Annotated in this window: 26 protein-coding genes; 16 read left to right on the forward strand and 10 right to left on the reverse strand. The window is 70.5% G+C overall.

The window, feature by feature from the left end; translation table 11 throughout:
* Positions 1–30: 30 nt before the first annotated feature.
* From C503_RS45870 to C503_RS0111880, 3 genes are all read left to right on the forward strand, one after another.
* A complete protein-coding gene (locus C503_RS45870) occupies positions 31–198 on the forward strand; it encodes a hypothetical protein (RefSeq protein ID WP_018682424.1) in 168 nt (55 codons plus the stop codon).
* Positions 199–779: 581 nt separating this feature from the next.
* Positions 780–2,303, forward strand: coding sequence for an FG-GAP-like repeat-containing protein (locus C503_RS39080; RefSeq protein ID WP_018682425.1), 1,524 nt, complete (start codon positions 780–782; stop codon positions 2,301–2,303).
* Positions 2,304–2,637: 334 nt separating this feature from the next.
* Complete coding sequence (locus C503_RS0111880) at positions 2,638–3,021, forward strand: peptidase inhibitor family I36 protein (protein WP_018682426.1); 384 nt, start codon at positions 2,638–2,640, stop codon at positions 3,019–3,021.
* A gap of 75 nt (positions 3,022–3,096) precedes the next feature.
* Here C503_RS0111880 and C503_RS0111885 read toward each other — a convergent pair whose 3' ends face one another.
* The 5 genes from C503_RS0111885 to C503_RS0111905 are packed head-to-tail and all read right to left on the reverse strand — an operon-like array spanning position 3,097 to position 6,146.
* Positions 3,097–4,092, reverse strand: coding sequence for an aldo/keto reductase (locus C503_RS0111885; protein ID WP_018682427.1), 996 nt, complete (start codon positions 4,090–4,092; stop codon positions 3,097–3,099).
* 17 nt (positions 4,093–4,109) lie between these two features.
* The gene (locus C503_RS0111890) at positions 4,110–5,090 is read right to left on the reverse strand and encodes an aldo/keto reductase (RefSeq protein ID WP_018682428.1); all 981 of its coding nucleotides are present in this window, start codon (positions 5,088–5,090) and stop codon (positions 4,110–4,112) included.
* Complete coding sequence (locus C503_RS0111895; protein ID WP_018682429.1) at positions 5,087–5,482, reverse strand: MerR family transcriptional regulator; 396 nt, start codon at positions 5,480–5,482, stop codon at positions 5,087–5,089. The genes C503_RS0111890 and C503_RS0111895 overlap by 4 nt, the downstream gene beginning before the upstream one ends.
* A 53-nt stretch (positions 5,483–5,535) precedes the next feature.
* The gene (locus C503_RS0111900) at positions 5,536–5,916 is read right to left on the reverse strand and encodes a type II toxin-antitoxin system death-on-curing family toxin (RefSeq protein ID WP_018682430.1); all 381 of its coding nucleotides are present in this window, start codon (positions 5,914–5,916) and stop codon (positions 5,536–5,538) included.
* Positions 5,917–5,939: 23 nt separating this feature from the next.
* Positions 5,940–6,146: a ribbon-helix-helix protein, CopG family gene (locus C503_RS0111905; RefSeq protein ID WP_018682431.1), complete on the reverse strand. Its 207-nt coding sequence runs from the start codon at positions 6,144–6,146 to the stop codon at positions 5,940–5,942.
* 61 nt (positions 6,147–6,207) lie between these two features.
* Between C503_RS0111905 and C503_RS0111910 the strand changes: the two genes are divergently transcribed.
* Complete coding sequence (locus tag C503_RS0111910; RefSeq protein WP_018682432.1) at positions 6,208–6,798, forward strand: TetR/AcrR family transcriptional regulator; 591 nt, start codon at positions 6,208–6,210, stop codon at positions 6,796–6,798.
* 55 nt (positions 6,799–6,853) lie between these two features.
* On the opposite strand, the gene upp is transcribed toward C503_RS0111910, so the two are convergent.
* Positions 6,854–7,477 (reverse strand): uracil phosphoribosyltransferase, encoded by a 624-nt coding sequence (gene upp / locus C503_RS0111915; RefSeq protein WP_018682433.1) that lies wholly within the window; start codon positions 7,475–7,477, stop codon positions 6,854–6,856.
* A gap of 103 nt (positions 7,478–7,580) precedes the next feature.
* Between upp and C503_RS0111920 the strand changes: the two genes are divergently transcribed.
* Positions 7,581–8,219: a DUF1707 SHOCT-like domain-containing protein gene (locus tag C503_RS0111920; protein WP_018682434.1), complete on the forward strand. Its 639-nt coding sequence runs from the start codon at positions 7,581–7,583 to the stop codon at positions 8,217–8,219.
* Positions 8,220–8,221: 2 nt separating this feature from the next.
* On the opposite strand, the gene C503_RS0111925 is transcribed toward C503_RS0111920, so the two are convergent.
* Positions 8,222–8,866 (reverse strand): TetR/AcrR family transcriptional regulator, encoded by a 645-nt coding sequence (locus tag C503_RS0111925; RefSeq protein WP_018682435.1) that lies wholly within the window; start codon positions 8,864–8,866, stop codon positions 8,222–8,224.
* A 56-nt stretch (positions 8,867–8,922) separates the two neighbouring features.
* Here C503_RS0111925 and C503_RS0111930 point away from each other — a divergent pair, with 56 nt between their 5' ends.
* The 6 genes from C503_RS0111930 to C503_RS0111955 all read left to right on the forward strand — a co-directional run bounded on the left by C503_RS0111930 (position 8,923) and on the right by C503_RS0111955 (position 15,173).
* A complete protein-coding gene (locus tag C503_RS0111930) occupies positions 8,923–9,525 on the forward strand; it encodes a DUF4386 family protein (protein WP_018682436.1) in 603 nt (200 codons plus the stop codon).
* Between the two features lie 358 nt (positions 9,526–9,883).
* Positions 9,884–10,825: a deoxyribose-phosphate aldolase gene (gene deoC / locus C503_RS0111935; RefSeq protein WP_018682437.1), complete on the forward strand. Its 942-nt coding sequence runs from the start codon at positions 9,884–9,886 to the stop codon at positions 10,823–10,825.
* Positions 10,826–12,256 (forward strand): aldehyde dehydrogenase family protein, encoded by a 1,431-nt coding sequence (locus C503_RS0111940; protein ID WP_018682438.1) that lies wholly within the window; start codon positions 10,826–10,828, stop codon positions 12,254–12,256.
* Positions 12,249–13,115, forward strand: a complete 867-nt coding sequence (locus C503_RS0111945; RefSeq protein ID WP_026316201.1) for an aldehyde dehydrogenase family protein — start codon at positions 12,249–12,251, stop codon at positions 13,113–13,115. Before C503_RS0111940 ends, C503_RS0111945 begins: the two co-directional genes overlap by 8 nt.
* 109 nt (positions 13,116–13,224) lie before the next feature.
* Positions 13,225–14,139 (forward strand): helix-turn-helix transcriptional regulator, encoded by a 915-nt coding sequence (locus C503_RS0111950; RefSeq protein WP_026316202.1) that lies wholly within the window; start codon positions 13,225–13,227, stop codon positions 14,137–14,139.
* A gap of 131 nt (positions 14,140–14,270) precedes the next feature.
* Entirely contained in the window at positions 14,271–15,173 is a 903-nt protein-coding gene (locus C503_RS0111955; protein ID WP_018682441.1) for a dioxygenase family protein, read from the forward strand.
* A gap of 155 nt (positions 15,174–15,328) precedes the next feature.
* Here the strand turns inward: C503_RS0111955 and C503_RS0111960 are convergent, their stop codons facing one another.
* Entirely contained in the window at positions 15,329–15,907 is a 579-nt protein-coding gene (locus C503_RS0111960) for a Fic/DOC family protein (protein WP_018682442.1), read from the reverse strand.
* Positions 15,908–15,944: 37 nt separating this feature from the next.
* A complete protein-coding gene (locus C503_RS0111965; RefSeq protein ID WP_018682443.1) occupies positions 15,945–16,535 on the reverse strand; it encodes a Panacea domain-containing protein in 591 nt (196 codons plus the stop codon).
* Between the two features lie 177 nt (positions 16,536–16,712).
* Here C503_RS0111965 and C503_RS0111970 point away from each other — a divergent pair, with 177 nt between their 5' ends.
* From C503_RS0111970 to C503_RS0111990, 5 genes are all read left to right on the forward strand, one after another.
* Positions 16,713–17,063 (forward strand): hypothetical protein, encoded by a 351-nt coding sequence (locus tag C503_RS0111970; RefSeq protein WP_018682444.1) that lies wholly within the window; start codon positions 16,713–16,715, stop codon positions 17,061–17,063.
* An 8-nt stretch (positions 17,064–17,071) separates the two neighbouring features.
* Positions 17,072–18,172 (forward strand): C40 family peptidase, encoded by a 1,101-nt coding sequence (locus C503_RS47285; RefSeq protein ID WP_245572455.1) that lies wholly within the window; start codon positions 17,072–17,074, stop codon positions 18,170–18,172.
* A 40-nt stretch (positions 18,173–18,212) separates the two neighbouring features.
* Positions 18,213–18,638 carry a YbaB/EbfC family nucleoid-associated protein gene (locus tag C503_RS0111980; protein ID WP_018682446.1) on the forward strand — a complete coding sequence of 142 codons (426 nt, stop codon included), beginning with the start codon at positions 18,213–18,215 and terminating at the stop codon, positions 18,636–18,638.
* The gene (locus C503_RS0111985; protein WP_018682447.1) at positions 18,635–19,285 is read left to right on the forward strand and encodes a YbaB/EbfC family nucleoid-associated protein; all 651 of its coding nucleotides are present in this window, start codon (positions 18,635–18,637) and stop codon (positions 19,283–19,285) included. Before C503_RS0111980 ends, C503_RS0111985 begins: the two co-directional genes overlap by 4 nt.
* Before the next feature lie 86 nt (positions 19,286–19,371).
* Positions 19,372–20,607 (forward strand): hypothetical protein, encoded by a 1,236-nt coding sequence (locus C503_RS0111990; RefSeq protein WP_018682448.1) that lies wholly within the window; start codon positions 19,372–19,374, stop codon positions 20,605–20,607.
* Between the two features lie 643 nt (positions 20,608–21,250).
* Here the strand turns inward: C503_RS0111990 and C503_RS0111995 are convergent.
* Positions 21,251–22,354 (reverse strand): adenosine deaminase, encoded by a 1,104-nt coding sequence (locus C503_RS0111995; protein WP_051114804.1) that lies wholly within the window; start codon positions 22,352–22,354, stop codon positions 21,251–21,253.
* Positions 22,355–22,525 lie beyond the last annotated feature (171 nt).

A 22,525-nucleotide genomic window follows, 5' to 3' on the forward strand; every position in this document is an offset into this window, starting at 1 on the left:
CGGGCAACCCGGGTGGCTACGATCGGGCGGGTGATCGAAAATCTGCTCGGATCGGCACAAGGCCTGGTGCCGCCGGACAACGGCTACTGCGTCATCGCAAACCGGGCCGCCATCGAACCTCAACTGTTCCACTTCGCCTGCCACGAGACAGTGGTGTCGACCCGAACCGGCTGCGCGGCACTCAATGACCACCCATGAAGGCAGCCGGTACTTGCTGATCCAACTCGAATCATGGCCCGCTGAACCGAATACCGATACCCCATCCGACGCGGTGGCCGAAGAAGCCGTCCTGTTTTTCGGGCACCCCGAAATCTTCATCCAGCCGCCCGAGTGGTTCACCGAGCCACCCCGGCCCCTGGACCTCGCCAGCACGGCAATTACCGAGTCCGCGCTCCCGCTGGGGCGGAGCCGACAATTCCGCACTCCTGCGGCTCACCCCTGCCGACGCCGTGCACCGCGTCAGAGCCTCATGGTTCAGGTTTGGCCGACAACGGAGATTCCGCGCGAAAAGGCCGCACGGACGTTCATGGCCACGCACCGCGCCGTCCAGGAGCGGGCGTCAAGCTCCACAGTGGTGGGTGGTTCAGACCACAGACTCTCCACAGTGAACCGGTCAAGACACCCGTCGCCGCCCCGCGGAAACAGCCGGTAACCAGGTGCGGTCACTGTCCGAATCGGACGTGACACACAGCGAGTTAACTGGCAAAACCCGAAACGGGCGTCCCGTTTCCGACGATGCGGCCCTCGACGGCATCTCGCCGAAGAGGAGGTTGAACCCCATGACCGCTCGTTCCCGGGTGCTCGGTGTCCTGGCCGTGACGGCCGCGACAGTCACCCTGGCCGCCATCCCGGCGGCCGCGGCGAACCCGATCACGTTCGCGCCGAAGGTGGACTACTCCACCGGCAACCACCCGGAATCGGTCATCGACGCCGACCTCAACGGTGACGGCAAGACCGACGTGGTCACCGCCGACCGTTACGAATGGCAGCTGACGGTGCTGCTCGGCACCGGCAACGGTGTCCTCGGTCCCCGCCACACCGTCTACCCGGGCGACGAGCCCACCGGTATCGCCGCGGCGGACTTCAACCGCGACGGCAAGACCGATGTCGCGGTCACCACCGCGGGCGCGGTCTCCATCCTGCTCGGCAACGGCGACGGCACGTTCGCGCCGCGCGTCGGGTACCCGGTCAGCGCGGGCGCGGAAGGCATCGCCACCGGCGACCTCAACGGCGACAGCAAGGCCGATGTCGTCATCTCCCGCCCCACCGGCATCACCGTCCTGCTCGGCAAGGGCGACGGCACGCTCGGCGACCCGACCGACATCGCGTCCGGCGGCTACTCGCGCGGCGTGGTGCTGGCCGACCTGGACGGCGACCGCAAGACCGACATCGCCATCGGCGGGTTCTTCACCAACACCGTCTCGGTCTTCAAGGGCAACGGCGACGGCACCTTCGCCGCGCCGACCGCGTTCCCGACCGGCATCAACCCGATCGACATCGCGGCCGGTGACTTCAACCACGACGGCAAGACCGACCTGACCACCGCGGACTACGCCGCGGGCACCGTCTCGGTCCTGCTCGGCAACGGCGACGGCACCTTCGCCGCGCCCACCGCCAAGCTCGTCGGCCCGGCCCCGTTCGGCGTCGCGGTCGCGGACCTCGACCTGGACGGCGACCCCGACCTGGCCGTCTCGCTCTCCGGCGCGGACAGCGTCGCGGTGCTCAACAACGGCGACGGCACCTTCACCCAGACCACGACCGTCGGCACCGGCACTACGCCGACCGAGGTGCACGCGGCCGATGTGGACAATGACAACCGCCCGGACCTGATCACCACCAACCGGTTCGCGGCAGGCATCTCGGTACTGCTCAACCGGACCACGCTGCCGGTCCCGGCCACCAGCGACCTGGCGGTGTCGATGCAGGCCTCGCCGAAGTTCGGGATCATGGTGCCCGCCCTGCAGTACACGCTGACCGCGCGCAACACCGGCCCGGACGCGCTGACCTCCGGCACCGTCACCGCCACGTTCCCCAGCGGCCTCAAGCCGGTCCCCGGTCCTGGCTGCACGCTGTCGGGCAACAACGTGGTCTGCGAGACCGGCCCGCTCGCGGTCGGCCAGTCGGTGACCAGGTCCATCTCCGCGCCGCTGAAGCTGACCACCATCGGCACCTGGAAGGTCACCGCGAAGCGCACCGCCAGCGCGCCGTCGGACCCGAACGCGGCCAACGACGTCGCGGTCCCGTCCAGCTGCACCACCATCGGCTACATCGCGGCGATCTGCTACACGGGTTCGCTGTACTGACCGAAGACGTCCGCGGGTCGACCGTCCCCCTCCTACGGGCGGCCCGCGGACCGGCCGGTGTTCCGCCGCGTTGATGCCCCCATCGCGGCGGAACCCGCCGGACGTTCCCCAGCGGGGGCGAGACCAAACCGTCTCGCCCCCGTTTTTCGTTCCGCACGAAGAGTTCCCGCGTCACCCGGGCGAGGCATAGGAGGCCACTCCGGACCCGGCTACGGTGGCTGGCGTGGGCGTGCAGGCGCGGAGTGAAAGGAACTCCACGTCCCGGAAGCGCCCACCGCCACGACCATTCGGCCCGATCCGTGTTCGTCCCGGTCGGGCCTGGAGGTGGGAAAAGATGAAACCGCGAACAGCCCTCGCCACGGCAGGTGCCCTCGCCGTCGTCGGAGCGCTCGTCGCGCCGGTACCGGCCAGTGCCGACGGCGTGTGCGACGACAACCATTTCTGCCTGTACGAGGACGACGACTACCACGGCCAACGCGCCCAGTTCGACATCGGGACCGGGCCGGTCGACCTCACCAAGGTCCGCTGGGCGGGCGGCAACAGCTACGTCACCGACGGCGCCAGCTCGATGAAGAACCTGACCGGCCACACCGTGCACCTCTACGACGCGGCCGACTGCAGCGGCGGTTCCGGCTACGACGCGAAACCGCATTCCGTCGACACCGACCTCACCAACAACTGGTTCGACAACACGGCCAGCTGCCTGCAGTTCTCCTAACGAGCACAGTTCTCATAGCGAACGACTCGTAGCGAAAGACAAGGGGCGGGGTCCGACGACCCCGCCCCTCCCCGGTCACTGACCGATCAGCTTCATCGCCTCGTCCGGGTAGCGGCCACCCGCCACGGCATCCACCGGGACCGCCGCCTCGATGGTCCGCAAGTCCTCTTCGGACAACGAGATGTCCACAGCGGACACGTTCTCCTCCAGGTACTTGCGCCGCTTGGTACCCGGGATCGGCGCGACGTCCGCGCCCCGGTGCTGCACCCAGGCCAGCGCCAGCTGACCGGCGGTCACCCCACGCTGCTCGGCCAACGCACGCAAAGCGGCCACGATCGCGAGGTTCTTCTCCAGGTTCTCCCCTTCGAACCGGGGCTGACCGGCCGCCCGGTAGTCACCCTCACCGAAGTCCGAAGTGGAGTTGTAGCGCCCGGTCAGGAAACCGCGCCCCAGCGGGGAATACGCCACGATCCCGATGCCCAGCTCGCGCGCGGTCGGCACGATCTCGGCCTCGATGTCGCGCGACCACAACGACCACTCGCTCTGCAACGCGGCGATCGGGTGTACCGCGGCCGCGCGCCGCAGGGTCTCGGCGCCCGCCTCGGACAGGCCGAGGTAGCGGACCTTGCCCTGCTGCACGAGTTCCGCCATGGCGCCGACGGTCTCCTCGATCGGCGTCTTCGGGTCGACGCGGTGCTGGTAGTAGAGGTCGATGTGGTCGACCCCCAGCCGCCGCAGGGACCCCTCGACCGCTTCCCGGACATAGGCCGCGTCGCCGCGGATGCCGCGCCGGGTAGGGTCGTCGGGGTCGCGGACGATGGCGAACTTGGTGGCCAGCACGACCTGGTCGCGCCGGTCCTTGATCGCCTTGCCGACCAGCTCCTCGTTGGTGAACGGGCCGTACATGTCGGCGGTGTCCAGCAGCGTGACGCCCAGGTCGAGGGCGCGGTGGATGGTGGCGACCGACTCGGTGTCGTCGCGGCCGCCGTAGAAGTCGCTCATGCCCATGCAGCCGAGGCCCTGGGCGCTGACGGTCAACCCGCCGAGTCGACGGGTGGGAAGTGTGCTCATGTTCGGGGAATTCCCTCCTACTTGCCGACCGCGCGCATCATGCCGGGGGCGTACCGCGCCCCGGTGAACGCCTCGGCCGGGGCCGCCGACTCGACGGCCGCGATGTCCGCATCGGACAGTTCGATGGTGGCGGCGGCGACGTTCTCGTCCAGGTACGTCCGCCGCTTGGTGCCGGGGATCGGGACCACATCGGACCCCTGTGCCTGCACCCAGGCCAGCGCCAGCTGACCGGTGGTGACCCCGCGCTTCGCCGCGATCGACTCAAGCGCGGCGACGATCGCGCGGTTGCGGTCGAAGTTGTCACCGGCGAACCGCGGCATCGCGGCCCGCATGTCGCCATCGCCGAGCGCGTCCGCGGTGAGCCTGCCGGTGAGGAAACCCCGGCCGAGCGGGGAGAACGGCACGATGCCGATGCCCAGCTCCCGGCAGGTGGGCAGGATCTCGGCCTCGATGTCGCGCGACCACAACGACCACTCGCTCTGCAACGCGGCGATCGGGTGCACGGCCGCCGCACGCCGGATGGAGGCCGCGCCCGCCTCGGACATGCCCAGGTGCCGGACCTTGCCCTCCCGGACCAGCTCGGCCATGGCGCCGATGGTCTCCTCGATCGGCGTGTCCGGGTCGACCCGGTGCTGGTAGTAGAGGTCGATGTGGTCGACCCCCAGCCTGCGCAGCGAGGCCTCCACGCTCTCCCGCACGTACCCGGCGTCGCCGCGCACGACCGGGCCGTCCGGGGTGTGTCCGGCGATGCCGAACTTGGTGGCCAGCACGACCTGGTCGCGCCTGCCCTTGATGGCCTTGCCCACCAGCTCCTCGTTCGCGCCCGCGCCGTAGACGTTGGCGGTGTCGAGGAGGGTCACGCCCAGCTCCAGCGCCCGGTGGATGGTGGCGATGGACTCGTCCTGGTCGCCGGTGCCGTAGCCCTGGCTCATGCCCATGCAGCCGAGGCCCTGCGCGCCGACGGCGAGCGCGCCGAGCGTCCGGGTGGGGATGGTCATGCCGATGCCTCCTGGATGGTGCTGAGCGTCTCCGCCCGGATGATCTGCTCGTAGTTCTCGATCTTGTAGTCCAGCGCGTCGAGGCACGAGGTGAGCTCCGCGATGCGCACCTTCACATCCTCACGGTGCCGTTCCAGGATCCGCTTGCGCGCCCCGGCCGAGACCGGGCCCTGGTCGCGCAGCCTGGCGTACTCGCGCATCAGCTTGATGGGCATGCCGGTGGTGCGCAGCCGGGTGAGGAAGGCCAGCCAGGCCAGGTCGTCGTCGGTGTAGACGCGCCTGCCGCCGGAGTCCCGGGCGGGCGGGTCGATCAGTTCGATGCGCTCGTAGTACCTGAGGGTGTCGATCGACAGCCCACTGCGGTGGGCCGCCTCGGCGATCGCGTAGGTCACGTGCTTGACGGTAGAAGCTGGAGTGCGCTCCAGGTCAACCAGAATCGGTGGTTTCAGCCCTTGGGCACGGCCCATGCCGCCAGGTGCCCGGCCATCGCCTGCACCTCCACCGACCCGCGTCCGACCTCGCGAACCACGTCCAGCGCGGCCTCGGTGTCGGCGTCGATCCACCACCCGTTGAGGTCGCAGAGGGTGACCGCCGCCACCCAGCCCAGCCGCCAGTTCCCCTCGGCCAGCGGCCGGGTGCGCACGATCGAGTCGAGCAGGGCGGCCGCTTTGAGCCAAAGCGTGCCGTACGCCTCGACACCGAGCACAGTGGCTCGCGGCCGGTACGCGGCGGCGTCGAGCAGGCCCAGATCCCGGACGACCAGGTCACCACCGGTCACGGCGGCGGCAAGCACGAGCAGGTCGCTGGCGTCCAGGTAGACGGTCATCCGAAGATGATCACATGTGCCGGTCAGACCGCGCCCAGACGCTCCAGCAGCCCGCTGTACCGGGGCAGGATGCGGCCGAGGGCCTCGCCGAGCTGCTCCTCCTTGTGCAGCCGCGCCCAGCGGTCGGCCAGCGCCAGCCGCAGCACCTCCTGCTTGGACCGCCCCTCGGCGGCGGCCAGCTCGTCGAGGCGGGCGTTGTCCTCCTCGGTCAACCGCAGTGTCATCGCCATGCGCTCGACGGTACCACCGTGATACCACTGTGACGCTGTTACAAAACGGTAGACTCACCCGGTGCCCAGACCCAGGACCCACGACGAGGCGCTGCGGGTACGACTGCTCGACCGAGCGGGCGAACTGCTGTCGAACGAGGGCGCGGCCGCGCTGAGCCTGCGCCGCCTCGCCGCCGACGCGGGCACCTCCACCACGGCCGTGTACTCGCTGTTCGGCGGCAAACCCGCCCTGATGCGCGAGCTGTACGTGGAAGCCTTCCGCCGCCTCGGCACCCACCTCCGCGCCGTCACCCCGACCGGCGACCCGGCCGAGGACCTGATCCAGCTCGGCCTCGCCTACCGCACCAGCGCCCTCGCCGACCCCCACCTGTACTCGATCATGTTCGGCGCCGCCCTCCCCGGCTTCGAACCGGACGAATCGGCCGCGGAACAGTCCAGGGCCGCGTTATCGCCCCTCCTGGAGGTCATCGAGACCGGCGTCCACACCGGCATCTTCACCGACCCGCACAACACCATGGCCGTCGGCTGCTGGGGCATCGTGCACGGCCTGGTCTCGCTGGAACTGTGCGGCAGCCTCCCCCCGGACCTCGACACCACCACCGCCTACGAACACTCCCTCCGCGCCAACGTCCGCGGCTGGTCGAACCGGTAAACCCGGGATGGGACGTGCACCCGAGTGTGACGGCGCCCAGACGCCGGGCGTGAACTCAGACAGCTCCGTACTGTCGGTCACCCGCGTCACCCAACCCGGGGACGATGAAGCCCGAGTCGTTGAGCCGGTCGTCGACGCTGGCCGTGACCAGGCGGACCGGGAGGGCGGCCGCGGCCAGGTGTTCGATGCCTTCCGGGGCCGCCAGCGCGCAGATGGCCGTCACGTCCGTGGCGCCCCGGTCCACCAGCAGGCGAATGGTGTGGACCATCGAGCCGCCGGTGGCCAGCATCGGGTCCAGGACGAACACCGGGCGGCCGGACAGGCTCTCCGGCAGGGACTCCATATAGGGGGTCGGCTGCAGCGTCGTCTCGTCGCGGGCCAGGCCGACGAAGCCCATCTGGGCGTCCGGGATCAGCTTGTGCGCCTGGTCGGCCATGCCCAGGCCCGCCCGCAACACCGGCACCAGCAGCGGCGGGTTCGCCAGCCAGTGGCCGTCCGTGCGCGCGACCGGGGTGTGGATGCGCTCGGTACGCAGCGGCGCGGTGCGGGTGGCCTCGTAGATGAGCATCACGGTCAGCTCGTGCAGGGCGGCCCGGAACGTGGCGCTGTCGGTCCGGGCGTCGCGCATGACGGTGAGCCGGGCCTTCGCCAGCGGGTGGTCCACGGTGAGCACGTCCATGGGGCGACACGGTAGCCGGTGAACGGGGAGCGCTACCTTGGTCCGCTTAACCGAGCGCGAGGTCCAGCCCAATCCACCACCCGATAGCGCTACCCTCTTGTCCGTGAGTGAGCAGCCCAACCTGCCCGGCCCCCGCGAGATGCGCGCCTCGGACGCGGACCGCGAGCGCTTCGCGAAGGTCCTGCACGACGCCATGGCCGAAGGCAGGCTCACGGTCAACGAGCTGGAGGAACGCCTGGACAGCGTCTACTCCGCCCGCACCTTCGGCGAGCTCGAACCGCTGGTGCGCGACCTCCCCGGCCAACAGGTAGCACCCGCCGTCGCCCCGCAGCCCGCGCTGCCCAACCGGGTCGGCGGCCGCGGCACCCAGTCCTCGGCGATCGCGGTGCTGTCCGGGTCCGAGGTCAAAGGCCCGTGGACGATCCCGCCCACGTTCAACGCCATCGCCGTCATGGGCGGTGTCGAGATCGACCTCACCCAGGCCCGGTTCGAGGCCCGCGAGACCGTCATCCACGCCTTCGCCATGATGGGCGGCATCGAGATCACCGTCCCGCCGGACGTCACCGTGCACGTCACCGGCTCCGGTTTCATGGGCGCGTTCGCGAACAGCATGAAGGGCCAGCAGTTCAACAACGGCCCGGTCGTCCGGATCACCGGTTTCGCACTGATGGGCGGGGTCGAGGTGCGGTCGCCGAAGAAGCGCAAGGACAAGGACGCACCCCGCGAGATCGAGGAGTCCTGACCTCAGCGGGCGGCGCAGCCGTCGAGTAGGGCGTGCAGGGACCAGCGGAACTGGGTCTCGGTGTTCCACGTCGCCGTTGTCGACCACGCGGCCGCGGTGAGTGGTAGGAGTTCCGGGTCGATCTGGACTGCCTGTCGTGCGGCGACGACCTCCTCCTCCGTGTGACCGTCCAAGTCGGCTGCTGTCAACGTTGCCGAGCCCAGTACGTGCACGATCACCGCGTATGTAGCGCGAGAAGCATCCGACGGCGACAGTCCTGCCGACGTGAACAGAGCCAGTAGGCGCTCACCCACCAACATCGCGTTCGGACCGTCCATCGGCGCGGAATGGAACAACGCCGCAGCGCCCCGGCGGCGTAGCAACACCGTGCGCAGGGAGCACGCGTAGTCCTCGATCCGGCGGCGCCATGAACGGCGGCCGAGTAGTAGATCCGGGTCTGCTTCCGCGAGCAGTCGATCGACCAGCGCGCGCTCCAACGCCGCTCGGTCCGGCAGGTACGTGTACAGCGTGTTCGGCCGTACCCCCAACCGCGCGGCGACGCCCCGGATCGAGGGGGTCTCGCCGTCGAAGAGGTCCATCGCGGTGGTCACGATCTGCTCCGCCGACAGGCTCCGCTTGGGCCCGGGTCGGGTGGTCTTCTCTTCCACGAGGCAACACTGTACAGTGTGCAATATCGAACACCGTACAGAGATAGGACCCGACCATGCTCCCGTTGCTCCTCATCGCCGGTGCCGTCGGCGCCAACCTCGCCTTCCTCGGCCTCGGCAGCGTCTTCGACTACCCGGACGTCCTGGCCGAACCAGCCGACCAGGTACTCGCCCAATTCGCCCAACACCGGGTCGCCGTGTCGGCACTCTTCCTGCTCCTGGCCATCTCCGCGGGCCTGGTCGCCCCCATCTCGATCCACCTCGCCCGCCGCGCCGAGCACCCCCGCTGGATCGTCCCGCTCGGCATCGCGGCGGCGAGTGTGCAGGTCATCGGCCTGCTCCGGTGGCCGCTGATCGTCCCGTTCATCGACGACCCGGGCACTTTCCGCGCACTGTCCACAGTGCTCGGAACCGCGATCGGCGAAACCCTCGGCTACGCCCTCACCGCCGCCTGGACCTTCGTGGTCGCCCGCCAGTTCGGCCCGAGACTCCTGGCCTGGCCCGCCGCCGTCCTGGTCGCCTGCGGCGTGCTCATCCCCCTGGACGTGCCTGGCACCAAGCAGGCCAACTTCGCGGGCTATCTCCTGTGGACAGTCTGGCTCGTCGTCCTCGCCGTCAAGCTCTGGCGCCCGGCCCGGGTCCGGACCGCGATCGCCTGACCCAGCCAGCCCCGGTCACTCGCACGAGTCGGCGACAACGCCCAAGGCATCGAGCGACGCGCACGCATGACCGCGCCCACACCGAATGCCTGACATTCCGAATCCGGACAACCCCATGAGCCACGAGCCACGAAACCCCGACCGGCCCCTACGCAAGCCCCCACCCATCCCGGGGGCACCCCTCCAGCCATTCTACCGCGAGGGGCCGACAGGGACCCCAGTGTCGATCTTCAGAGGGCCCGGCCTGTGGATAACTTCTGTCGCCCACCGGAGTGAAAATCCGGGCACCCCACCCCCACCGAAAACCTACGACCTGCGGAAACCGCCAGAAGAGCAGGAGCCCCCTAGACTCGTGCCCATGTCCGCCACGACAGTGCACGAGTTCAGCGGAGCGACCCGGGACGAGGCGTCGCTGCGGCGGTTCCTGCAGGGGTTGCCGGGGGTCGACGCGGTCGGGGTCGAGCAGCGGAGTGCGGGGTTGGCGACCCGCAGTATCAAGAAGGACAGCAAGCTGTGGGCGATCGACACCGCGATCGCCATGGTCGATCTGACCACTTTGGAGGGTGCGGACACGCCGGGCAAGGTCCGGTCCCTGTGCGCCAAGGCCCGCAATCCCGCCCCGGGAACACCCAAGGTGGCGGCGGTCTGCGTCTATCCCGACATGGTCGCCACCGCGGTCGAGAAGCTCGACGGCACCGGCGTGAACATCGCCAGTGTCGCCACCGCCTTTCCGTCCGGCCGGTCCAGCCTGAAGGTCAAGCTCACCGACACCGAGCTGGCCGTCGAGGCGGGTGCGACCGAGATCGACATGGTGATCGACCGCGGCGCGTTCCTGACCGGGCGGTACGGGCAGGTGTTCGACGAGATCCGCACGATCAAGGCGGCCTGCGGGGACGCGCACCTCAAGGTCATCCTGGAGACCGGCGAGCTGGCCACCTACGACAACGTGCGGCGCGCGTCCTGGCTGGCGCTGCTGGCGGGCGGCGACTTCATCAAGACCTCGACCGGCAAGGTCTCCCCCGCGGCCACCCTGCCGGTCACGAACGTCATGCTGCAGGCCGTGCACGACTGGCACGCCGCGACCGGCCAGCTGCGCGGGGTCAAGCCCGCGGGCGGCATCCGCACCACCAAGGACGCCATCCGCCACCTGGTCGCGGTGCACGAGGTCGCGGGGCCGGAGTGGCTGACGCCCGCGCTGTTCCGCTTCGGTGCCTCCAGCCTGCTCAACGACCTGCTGATGCAACGGCAGACCCAGCTCAGCGGCCACTACAGCGGCCCGGACTATGTGACGGTGGACTAGATGACCTGGGAATACGCCCCCGCGCCCGAGTCGCGGGCGATCGCGAACCTGAAGCCGAGCTATCGGATGTTCGTCGACGGCGAGTTCGTCGAGGGCAAGGGCGAGCCGCTCAAGAGCGTCAACCCGGCCACCGAGGAGGTGCTGGCCGAGGTCAGCACGGCGAGTCAGGCCGATGTCGACCACGCCGTCAAGGTCGCCCGCCGCGCCTACGACAAGGTGTGGGGCCGGATGCCCGGCACCGAGCGGGCCAAGTACATCTTCCGGATCGCGCGCATGATCGCCGAGCGGGCACGTGAGCTGGCCGTGCTGGAGAGTCTGGACAACGGCAAGCCCATCAAGGAGTCCCGCGACACCGACGTCCCGACCGCCGCCGCGCATTTCTTCTACCACGCGGGCTGGGCCGACAAGCTCGGTTACGCGGGGCTCGGCCCGGACCCCCGGCCGCTGGGCGTGGCGGGTCAGGTGATCCCGTGGAACTTCCCGCTGCTGATGGCCGCCTGGAAGATCGCCCCCGCGCTGGCCTGCGGGAACACCGTGGTGCTCAAGCCCGCGGAGACCACGCCGCTGACCGCGCTGGTGCTGGCCGAGATCATCCAGCAGGCGGAGCTGCCGCCGGGCGTGGTCAACATCCTGCCCGGCGCGGGCGACGTCGGTGCGCAGCTGGTGAACCATCCCGGGATCGACAAGGTGGCGTTCACCGGGTCCACCGAGGTCGGCAAGATCATCCAGGGGTCGCTCGCGGGCACCGGCAAGAAGCTGACCCTGGAGCTGGGCGGCAAGGCGGCGAACGTGGTGTTCGACGACGCGCCGCTGGACCAGGCGGTGGAGGGCATCGTCAACGGCATCTTCTTCAACCAGGGGCACGTCTGCTGCGCGGGCTCGCGGCTGCTGGTGCAGGAGTCGATCGCCGAGGAGCTGCTGGACAAGCTGCGCAAACGCGTGTCGACGCTGCGCGTGGGCGATCCGTTGGACAAGAACACCGATGTCGGCGCGATCAACTCGCGGGCGCAGCTGGACAAGATCCACGAGCTGGTCGCGGCGGGCGAGCAGGAGGGCGCGCACCGCTGGACAAGCGCGTGTCCGTTGCCGGACAAGGGTTTCTTCTTCGCACCCACGGTGTTCGCCGATGTCACCCAGTCGATGCGGATCGCCCAGGAGGAGATCTTCGGTCCCGTCCTGTCCGTGCTCACGTTCCGCACCCCGGACGAGGCCGTGGCCAAGGCCAACAACACCCCGTACGGGCTGTCGGCGGGTGTGTGGACGGAGAAGGGCTCGCGCATCCTGTGGATGGCGAACCGGCTGCGCGCGGGCGTGGTGTGGGCCAACACGTTCAACCGCTTCGACCCGACCGCCCCGTTCGGCGGCTACCAGGAGTCGGGCTTCGGCCGCGAGGGCGGCCGGACCGGGCTGGAGGCGTACCTCGATGTCTGACCGCGTGACGGTGTCCAAGACCTACAAGCTCTACCTGGGCGGTGCGTTCCCCCGCTCGGAGTCCGGCCGCACCTACCCGGTGGCCGACGCGCACGGCCGGTTCCTGGCCAACGCGGCGCAGGCCTCGCGCAAGGACCTGCGGGAGGCGGTGGTGGCCGCGCGGGCGGCGTTCGGGAAGTGGTCCGGGGCCACCGCCTACAACCGGGGCCAGGTGCTCTACCGGGTGGCCGAGCTGCTGGAGGGCAGGCGGGAGCAGTTCGCCGCCGAGGTGGCGGCGGGCGAGGGCGTGCCGGGCAAGCGTGCGCAGTCGCTTGTGGACGCCGCGATCGACCGGTGGGTGTGGTACGCGGGGTGGACGGACAAGCTGGCGACCGTGCTTGGCGCGGCGAACCCGGTGGCCGGGCCGTACTTCTCGTTCTCGGTGCCCGAGCCGACCGGTGTCGTCGGGGTGCTCGCGCCCCAGGGTTCGTCGCTGTTGGGCCTGGTCAGCGTGGTGGCGCCGGTGTTGGCGGTGGGTGCGACGGCGGTCGTGGTGGCGAGCCGGGACCGGCCGCTGCCCGCGGTGACGCTGACCGAGGTGCTGGCCACCTCGGACGTGCCAGGCGGCGTGGTCAACCTGCTCACCGGGCACACCGCCGAGCTGGCGCCCTGGCTGGCCGCGCACGCGGACGTGAACGCGCTCGACCTGACCGGCGCGGACGCGGACCAGCGCGTCGAGCTGGAGAAGGCGGCGGCGGGCACGGTGAAACGCGTGCTCAGGGTGCCCACGAGTGAACCGGAGTGGACCGACCAGCCGGATATCGGCAGGCTCCGGGCGCTGGTCGAGACCAAAACGGTGTGGCATCCCATGGGGATCTAGTGGTTCCTGTTATGCCCCTTCGTGTTCACACTGAGCGACGCGCGTGCCAAGGTGGCAGCTGCGAACGATTGGTCTGGACCTTCAGTCCGGCAAGCGAGGGGATCGGACAATGCGCGGCACGACAGTATTACCCGGGACGCCCTGCCTGACGCCCCGCGCGGGCGAGCTGCCGATGCACCGGCTGGAGGTGGCCGAGCCGAACACCCTGCCGTTCGTGGTCGGCACCTTCGCCTCGCTCGGCCCACTGGCCAGCGCGGACTTCCCGCACCGGCACACCTTCCACGAGATCGTGCACGTCACCGGCGGCAGCGGCACGCACGTCGTCGACCTCGCCCGCTGGGAGCTGCGGCCGCCGCACCTGTGCGCCATCGCCCCCGGCCAGGTGCACTACTGGGCCGACGCCCGGGACCTGACCGGCGACATCGTGCTGTTCACCGACGACTTCCTGCTCGACCACCCGGCCGACCGCGACCTGCTGCGCAGGCTCAGCGAGCGCCCCTGGCTGACCCTGGACCCGGACGCCCACCGGCAGACGTCCTGGCTGTTCGCCGAGCTCAAGGACGAGTACCGGCGCGGTGCCGACGGCGTGCACACGGTGCTGCGGGCGCTGCTGCACGTCCTGGTGGTGCGCGCTAGCAGGCTCCCGGAGACGCCGCCCGCCGCCCCGCCCGCGCCCGCCCGCGCGGGCTCGGTCGCCGAGGAGTTCACCCGGTTGACGACCCGGATCGACCTCGACCTGTGGTCCGTCCGGGCGTACGCGGAACGCATCGGCGTGACCCCCGGATATCTCACTGAGGCGGTGAAAGCGGCCACCGGCCGGACACCGTCCGAACTGGTCAGGGAAGCCCGCGCGCACGAGGCCAAACGGCTGTTGGTCCGAACGGATCTGACCGTTCGGCAGATTGCCGGACGGGTGGGATTCGCCGACGCCGCCTACTTCTGCCGTTTCTTTCGCCGGGAAACCGGGGTCAGCCCGGGAGATTTCCGCCGTACCGGTTCCGGGAGCCGATCCGACGACCTGTGAGTGGCGTTCACAGTGGTAACAGACCCCGCGATATTCACCATGTCCGACCGTTTGAGTCCATCGTCCACAACGAATCGTCTACGTAGGTTCGTGTTCATTCCCCGGCGCCCCCACCAAACAAGGAGCTAGGCATGGACGCGCCCCTGCACGGCGAACCCACACCTGAACAGACACCCGGACACGACGGCAAGGTCAGCCGCAAGGCTGTCCTGCGGGCCGCCATCGCCGCCGGTGTCGCGGCCCCGATCGCGCTGGTCGGCGTACCCGCGCTGGCCCGCACCAAGGCCGAGGACGCCGCCAACGGCACCCTCCTGGAGCTCACCCCGGACTGCAACGACGGCGACTCGCCGACCATCGAGCAGACCGAGGGCCCGTACTTCAAGCCGGGCTCCCCGGAGCGCGGTTCGATCGTGGAGCCCGGCTACCCGGGCACCGCGCTGACCGTCAGCGGCTACGTGTTCGGCCGCCAGTGCCAGCCGCTCGCCCACGTCCTGCTGGACTTCTGGCAGGCCGACAACGGCGGCAACTACGACAACACCACCTACCGCTACCGCGGCCACCAGTACACCGACGCCAGCGGCAAGTTCACCCTGACCACGATCGTGCCCGGCCTCTACCCCGGCCGCACCCGGCACATCCACGTCAAGCTGCAGAACGCGAACGGCCGGATCGTCACCACCCAGCTGTACTTCCCGGGCGAGCCGCGCAACAACACCGACACCATCTACGACCCCCGGCTGCTGATGAACGTGCAGACCGTGGGCAACGGCAAGACGGCGTCCTACGACTTCGTGCTGAACGTCAACGGGACCCCGCCGACCACCACCACCACGACCCGCCCCACGGGTCCGACCAGCACCACCAACCCGACCACGACCACCGCACCGCCGAGCGGCACCTGGGCCGCGGGCACCAACTACGCGGCGGGCGCCAAGGTCAGCTACGGCGGCGTGAACTACGTCTGCCTGCAGGGCCACCAGGCCCAGCCGGGCTGGGAGCCGCCGAACGTGCCCGCTCTCTGGCGCGTGGCCTAGTCGACACGGTCTGGCCTTCGCCGAGTCCGGCGGCTGCTGACGCCGACAGAGCAGGTCAGACGGGCTTACCGCCCCCGGTGGCCCTGTGCCGGGGAGGAGTCCACCGCGTGCCCCCGTCGCGATCCGTCCAGGTCGCTGCGGGGGCACCGGCCCGTTCAGGCGGGCCCGACGAGCGCCCGTTCGAACTGGACGGCCAGCACGTCGAACTCGCCGACCATGGCGGCCACGCAGCCCGCCAGGTAGCCCGCCCGGTCCAGGCGGGCGAAGTCCAGGCGCCAGCCCGCGAACAGCGCGAGCTGGCGGAAGAAGGCCCGCTGCGCGCGACCGTTGCCCTCGCGGAACGGGTGCACGGCGTTGACCTCGGCGAAGAAGTAGGTGAACCGCGCCAGGAAGGCCGCCGGGTCCAGACCGGACAGCAGGCGCTCGGCGCGCAGTTTCGCGAACAGGTCGTCCAGCGCGGGTTCGACGTGCCGCCAATGCGCGAAAGGCGAGTCGCCGCGGGAAATATCGACCAGGCGGGGTTTGCCTGCCCAGTCGTAGATGTCGCCGAACAGGTGCCGGTGGAATGCGCGCAGATGCGCGGTGTCGTAGCCGCCGGGTAAGGGTAAGCGCTTTAATTCTTCATCGCGAAGATAGGCGAGGTCCCGTTCGGCGTCAGCCAGCGTGGTGGCGTCGGTGAAACCATGGATGTTGCGCAGCACGCCGGTTTCGGGGTCCAGATAGGGGTCGGTCACGCGATACCCGTGTTCTGTTGTCGCTCGGTCCGGTGGATCAGGTGCCGAGGAGCTCCCGCAGGCGCCGCTGGACAGCCTCGTCGGTGCTGAGCGCGCCGTCGGCGACCTCGCGGGCGGCGGCGGTCGCGGCCGGGGAGACCGTCAGGCCCTCCAGCCGGGTGTTCGCCTCCGCCTCCGCGGCGGCCGTGGCCGGGTCGGCCATCAACCGGCCGAAGAACCGGGCCATCACCGCCTCGGACAGCCGGGCCCGGCTGGGCGCGTGGTCCGGCAGGTCGCCGCGGGCGGCCCGCCAGGGTTCCTCCTCGTGCGTCATCGCGCTGAGCTGGTGGCGGTCGAAGCCGCCGTAGCGGGCCACCACCGTGTCGACCAGCTCGCCGTCCGCCTCGGACAGCGCTCCGGGATCACCCCCTGGCCAGTCGGCCACCTCCCGGCTGCCCTCGTGGCGCCGGTAGACCTCGGGCACCACCGGCCCGGCCCGCCAGGCCTCGATCCGGTCGGGGAACAGCGGCTCGCCGAACCGCCCCAGGTGCCAGCCCTGCACGTAGTAGAGGAGTTTCTGCAGCTTCATCGGCGACTCGGGACCCGTGCGGGCCAGCACGGCCGCCGCCACATCGTGCACCGAGGCCACCCCTGGCTCCCTCCGCCGTACCGCTGGACGACCCCATCATACCGGCCCTGACCAGGGCATGTGGACAACTCGCCGCCCCGTCGAGCGCGGTGTCCTAACCTTGGGAAACCGGGCGCGGGGAGCGTTCCGGACGGGGCTCGCGGCGGTTGGGGCGGCGCGGGGAATGGGGAGGCGGCAATGGGCGAGTCGGGCATGGGCGGTTCGGGCGGCTACCGCGGCGAGGAAGAGGCGTTCCACGCGTACACGGCGGGGGTGGCCCCGCTGGCCGAACGGCTGCGCGGGGTGGCCGACCGCGACCTGGACGGGCACGCGGGGTTCCACGAGCACGCGTTCTCCAGGATCGGCAGCGAGGTGGGGCTGGCGGACGCGCTGCGCACGGCCACCACCCGGCAGCTGCACGGGGTACGCGGGCTGGCCGACAGCATGGGCGGCACGGCCGAGGCCGTGCGCAACACCTGGACGAACCTGTCCGGCACGGAGGACGACGCGGCCGCCGCGCTGCGCCGCGCGGCGGGTGAACCGTCGTGAATCCCGGGGTGCGCGATCTGCTGGACCCGATGGTCCAGCCCGCCGCGACCGCGCAGCGGCACCTGGCCACCGACGACGACGCCATCGACAGCCTGGGCCGGGCGCACGCGGGCGTCACGAACACGCTGGCCACGCTCGACCAGGACGCGTCCCGGCACGCGGCCACCCTGCGCGAGGGCTGGTCCGGGCAGAGCTCGCTGCGCCACCAGCAGGATGTCACCGCGCAGCAGGCCACCGGCGCCGACCTGGGCCAGTACAGCGCCAACGTGCAACAGGCGGTGCGCGAGGCGAGCGACATCCTCAAGGTGGGCCAGAAGGTCAACCAGGACCAGATCGACGAGTTCCACCGGAAGGCCGCGGAGCTGTTACAGGCCGCGGCGGCGCTGCGGCAGGCGGGCGACCCGGCGGGTGCGCAGCAGAAGCTCACCGAGCTGGCCCGCTACGCCGCCCAGCTCACCGGCGACACCTCCACCAACCTGGAGTCGGTGATGACCCAGCTCACCGGGGTCGTCACCCGGCTGAGCGGAGACAGCGGGTCCACATCGGCCGCGTCGGCCTCGGCGCCGCCAGCACCCGCCGCCTACACCCAGCGCAATAGCGGGGGTGGTGGCGGAGGCGGAGGTGGCGGGGGCGGCTTCCACGGCGGCGGGGGTGGTGGCGGCGCGGTCACCAAGCGCAGGTTGCCGATGGCGATCCCGCCGCAGCCGGGCACCGGCGTGGCGGTCAACCTGCCCGACGGCAGCACCGTGCAGGCGCCCAACGAGACCGCCGCCCGCGCCGTGCGCGCCGCGCTGGGCCAGCTCGGCGTGCCCTACGTGTGGGGCGGCACCACCCCGGGCGTGGGGCTCGACTGCAGCGGCCTCACCCAGTACGCCTACGGCGAGGGCGGCCTGGAGCTGCCGCGCACCTCGCGGGAGCAGGACATCGGCGCCGAGGTGCCGTCGGCCGACCAGCTGCTGCCCGGCGACCTGGTGTGTTGGGAGGGGCATGTGGCGATGTACATCGGCAACGGGCAGATCGTCGAGGCGGGCGACCCGGTGCAGGTCGGGCCGCTGCGCACGACCAACATGGGGATGCCCTTCGTGGGCTTCTTCCGCCCGACGGGTTGACCGGGCACGGGCCGGGTAGGACGAACTGGGAGGCGAGCGCGTGGAGATCGATGTCGAGTACGAGGCCGAGCAGGTGGTGCGGCGGGTCGACCGGGTGGCCGAGGAGGCGCGCGAGCGCGTCGAGCGGCTCGGCCCGGTGGTCGGCCGCGCGACCAGCGGTGACGGCTCGGTCTCGGTCGTCGTGCGCCCTGGCGGGCTGCTCTCCGAGGTCAAGCTGACCGCCGCCGCGCTCGACGCCGGGGCGGACGCGCTCGCCGCGCAGGTCATGGCCGTGGCCGAGCGCGCCACCCGGCGCGCCGGGGCGAACATGCACCGCACGCTGGCGCCCGTGCTGGGTCCGGAGGGCGAGAAGCACCTCAGCTCGCTCGGCTACGAGCCCGCCCCCGAGGACCCGGCCGACACGCCGGAGAACGCCGTCTTCGACGCCCCGCTGGGCGCCCGGCCGCCGAAGCGGGGGTCCAGATGACCGAGCGGGAGCCGGTGGAGCGCAGCACCCGGCAGCTCATCGCCGACGGCCGGGCCCGGCAGGAGGCGCTGGCGTCGGTGGACACCGTGCTGGCCGAGGTGCGCGGCACGGCGTACGACAACCACGGCAGCATCAAGGTCACCGTGGACGGCCGCGGCAAGCTGCTGGAGCTGTGGCTGCGCCCGGACGCGGTGCGCTGGGGCCCGGAACAGCTGGGCCGGTTGATCGTCCTGGTGGCCGAGGCGGCCATGGACCAGGCCACCCAGGCGGGCTACAACCGGCTGGCCCCGCTGCTCGGCGACTCGATGACCTACGCGATCGAGATGCTGTCCGGTCGAGCGGCGCCCGCGCGCCGTGATACCGGCCCCGGCATCACGGCCGAGGAGTTCCAGCGCAGACGCGACGAGCGGATGCACGCGCATGGCGGTGCGAGCACACTGTCCCAACCGGACTGGACCACCCGGTCCGACACCGCGCCTTCGGTTGCCGGACAAGGCAACCCGTTACCCGGCGCGGGGTCGTCCCGACCGGCCGATGGCAACGGCACCGGCCCGGCGCGAGTGGGCCGCGACACGGTCGAAAACGACGGTTTCGATCCCGACGACCCACTCTCCTTCGACCTGTCCTCCCTACGTTCCGACCGGTGATCCGCACCCCGTAGGCTGCCGTCGCGCCACGCGTTGTCCGCGGGGCGCGACGTACGCCGATGGCTGCGCGACCAGGAGGACCTCCAATGGCCCAGGACATCGTCCCGATCGAGTTGGGGCTGCCCCAGGGTGACGTCGTCACGCTGTGGGCACCGCGGTGGCGGGAAGACGGTGAGGAGTGGGAGGCGTTCCTCGGCCACGAGGACGACCTCTACGCGTTCCCCGACGCCGCGCACCTGGCGGCGTTCGTGCGGACCACCGAGGAACACGACCTGTCCGACCACCCGGCCTGGCACCTGGTGCCCGCGCTGTCGGTGGCCGAGCTGATGCCGGACGAGGCCCACCAGTACGACCTGGTCGGCGTGCCGGAGCTGGTCGCCGAGGAACCGGACACCTGGACGGTCAACGAGCTGGCCGACATCATCACCATCGTCCGCGCGCTCGCCGACGTGTGCGAGCTGGACGAGGTGCACGAGGTCCTCAACGCCACCGACGGCTTCGCCGTGCTGGAGCAGGGCACCTTCCCGTTCACCGGCCGGGACGGCGAACGCCTGTGGACCGACATGGCCGAGACCATCTCCGAACGCTGGGACGAGGTCCTCGACGCCCTCGACTCGGTCATCGCCGTCCCCGACGTGGACGAGGCCGCGCTGGAGAAGAGCGCCGAGGAGCTCGTCGCCTTCCACGCCGAGGCCGCCGAGTCCGCCGACGCGGAGGACGCCGACGACCTGGAGGCCGAGGAGCCCGAGGCCGAGGAAACCGGCCCGGTCGGCTTCTGGGCCGAGGTCGGCATCGACCCCATCAAGATCATCACCGACGGCGCCGAGTACTACACGCTGCGCTGCTACCTCGACGACGAACCGGTCTTCCTGGGCACCGCGGGCAAGATCGACGTCGCCACCTCGCCGCGCGCCCTGGCCAAGTACCTGGCCACCGAGGACCTGTCCGACAACGACCTCACCGAGGTCTCCACCTGGTCCGATGTCGCCGCCAAGGCCACCGACGGCAGCCTCGACCTGGCCGTCGACACCGACAACACCTACGTGCTGCAGGGCCTGACCGACGACCTCGGCGAGGGCGTCGACGCCGTCGACCCGGTCCAGCTCGACCTCGCCGTCGAACTCCTCACCGACGCCGCCGACTGGGCAGGCGACGAATCGGTGGCTGAGGCCCTCAACCAGTCCGAAAGCCTGGGCTGGCTGGTCAGCTTCATCCTGGCCCCCGACCCCACCCGGCTGGCCCCCAGCCCGCCGTTCGAAACCGAGTCCGCAGGCTGGGCCAAGCTCGTCCAAAACCTGGAAGACCGCCTGGTCACCCGCTAACCACTCCTCGCGAACGGGGGAGGCCCGTCCACCGGGCCTCCCCCGTTCCGCGTTTCCAGCCCCGGCGCAACCTCCTGGCCGCCGCCACACCCGACCTTGCCCGTACCCGACCTCGTCCCCGCGGCCACCCCGCCTCGTCCCGCACCCGCGCTTCCCGACCTCAGCCGCCACGTCCACGAGGGCCGCCCCGGCAACGCCCAGTCCACGGAAACTCGCACCCCGGGCCGGCAGCCAGCCCCGACTCCCCCCGACGCCGAGTCCCTCGCCAACCCGTGACACCACCCCGCAGGCACCGTGCCCCCGGGCCGGTCAGCCCGGTCCAAGGCGGCCGGCCCCGGCTGCCCAAGGCCGAGGCCACCTGACGCGAGTGGCTATCGGCATCGCGGCTCAGATCGACCGAGTGGCTGTCGGCACTGGCAACTTCTGACTGGCCGGAGGCGGAGCTGACTGTCACTGCTGTCTGCGCCGCGGCTGTCAGCGTCTAACCACCAGCCCGCGACGGTCGGCATCCTCGGCCCGCACGCACACTCCCGCCCCGCTCGCCCGCCACTGTTTCATTTGAGCGAACGAATTGATCAGAGTGCATAGTTCCGTATCCACAGCGCCCGGTCGGGCGAAGCTCTCGTCACCCGGTGCAGCTGAGTCACTCGCCCAGAAGCTTGGCGTAGCCCGGTTTGATGACGTTGTTGATGATGTCCAGTCGCTCTTCAAAGCCGATGAAGGCGGACTTCATCGCGTTGATGGTGAACCACCGAAGGTCCGCCCACCCGTACCCGAACGCGTCGCACAGGGCTGCCATCTCGCTGGATACCGTGCAGCCGCTCATCAGGCGGTTGTCCGTGTTGACCGTGACGCGGAAGCGGAGCTTGGTCAGCAGGCCGATCGGGTGTTCGGCGATCGAGGCCGCCGCGCCGGTCTGGAGGTTGGAGGTCGGGCACATTTCCAGCGGGATTCGCCGGTCGCGCACGTAGGACGCGAGCAATCCCAGTTCGACCTCGCCGTTCGCACCGACCTTGATGTCGTCGACGATCCGAACGCCGTGGCCCAGGCGCTCCGCGCCGCAGTGTTGGATTGCTTCCCAGATGGACGGCAGGCCGAATGCCTCGCCCGCGTGGATGGTGAAGTGGGCGTTCTCCCGGCGCAGGTACTCGAACGCGTCCAGGTTGCGGGTGGGCGGGAAGCCCGCCTCCGGCCCGGCGATGTCGAACCCGACCACGCCCGCGTCCCGGTAGCGCACCGCGAGTTCGGCGATTTCCAACGAGCGCGCGTTCTGGCGCATGGCACACAGCAGGGTTCCGATCCGGATCGTCCGCCCGGCCGCCGCCGCGCGGCGTTCGCCCTCGCGGAAGCCCGCCTGGACGGCCTCCACGATCGGGTCGAGGCCGAGGCCTCGTTCGGTGAACAGTTCCGGGGCGTACCGCACTTCGGCGTAGACGACTCCGTCCTCCGCCAGGTCCTCGGCGCATTCGGCCGCCACCCGAACGAGTGCATCTATGTCCTGCATGACACCGCACGTGTGCGCGAAGGTCTCCAGGTACCGGACCAGCGACCCCGAGTCGGCCGCCGCGCGAAACCACCTGCCGAGCTCCGCGACGTCCGTGGTCGGCAGGTCGCGGTAGCCGCTCGCCTCGGCGAGGTCGATCACCGTGCCGGGGCGCAGACCGCCGTCGAGGTGGTCGTGCAGCAGCACTTTCGGCGCGCTGCGAATGGTGTCCAGACTGACCGGCGCGGCCGCGGGAATCGACATGGGCACCACGGTACCCAGCACCGAGGCGCCACCCGATCGGGTAGCTGGGTGGTCACGTAAGGTGTGTTGAGAGCACGGGATACCGCTGGATGGCCGTCCACCAAACGGATTAATCTGGCGTGTCCGGACCGACGACTGAGCAACGGGTGGTGTATGGACGCCTTCTGGGAC

The sequence above is a fragment of the Actinokineospora enzanensis DSM 44649 genome (assembly GCF_000374445.1).
In the GTDB taxonomy this organism is placed as follows: Bacteria; Actinomycetota; Actinomycetes; order Mycobacteriales; family Pseudonocardiaceae; genus Actinokineospora; species Actinokineospora enzanensis.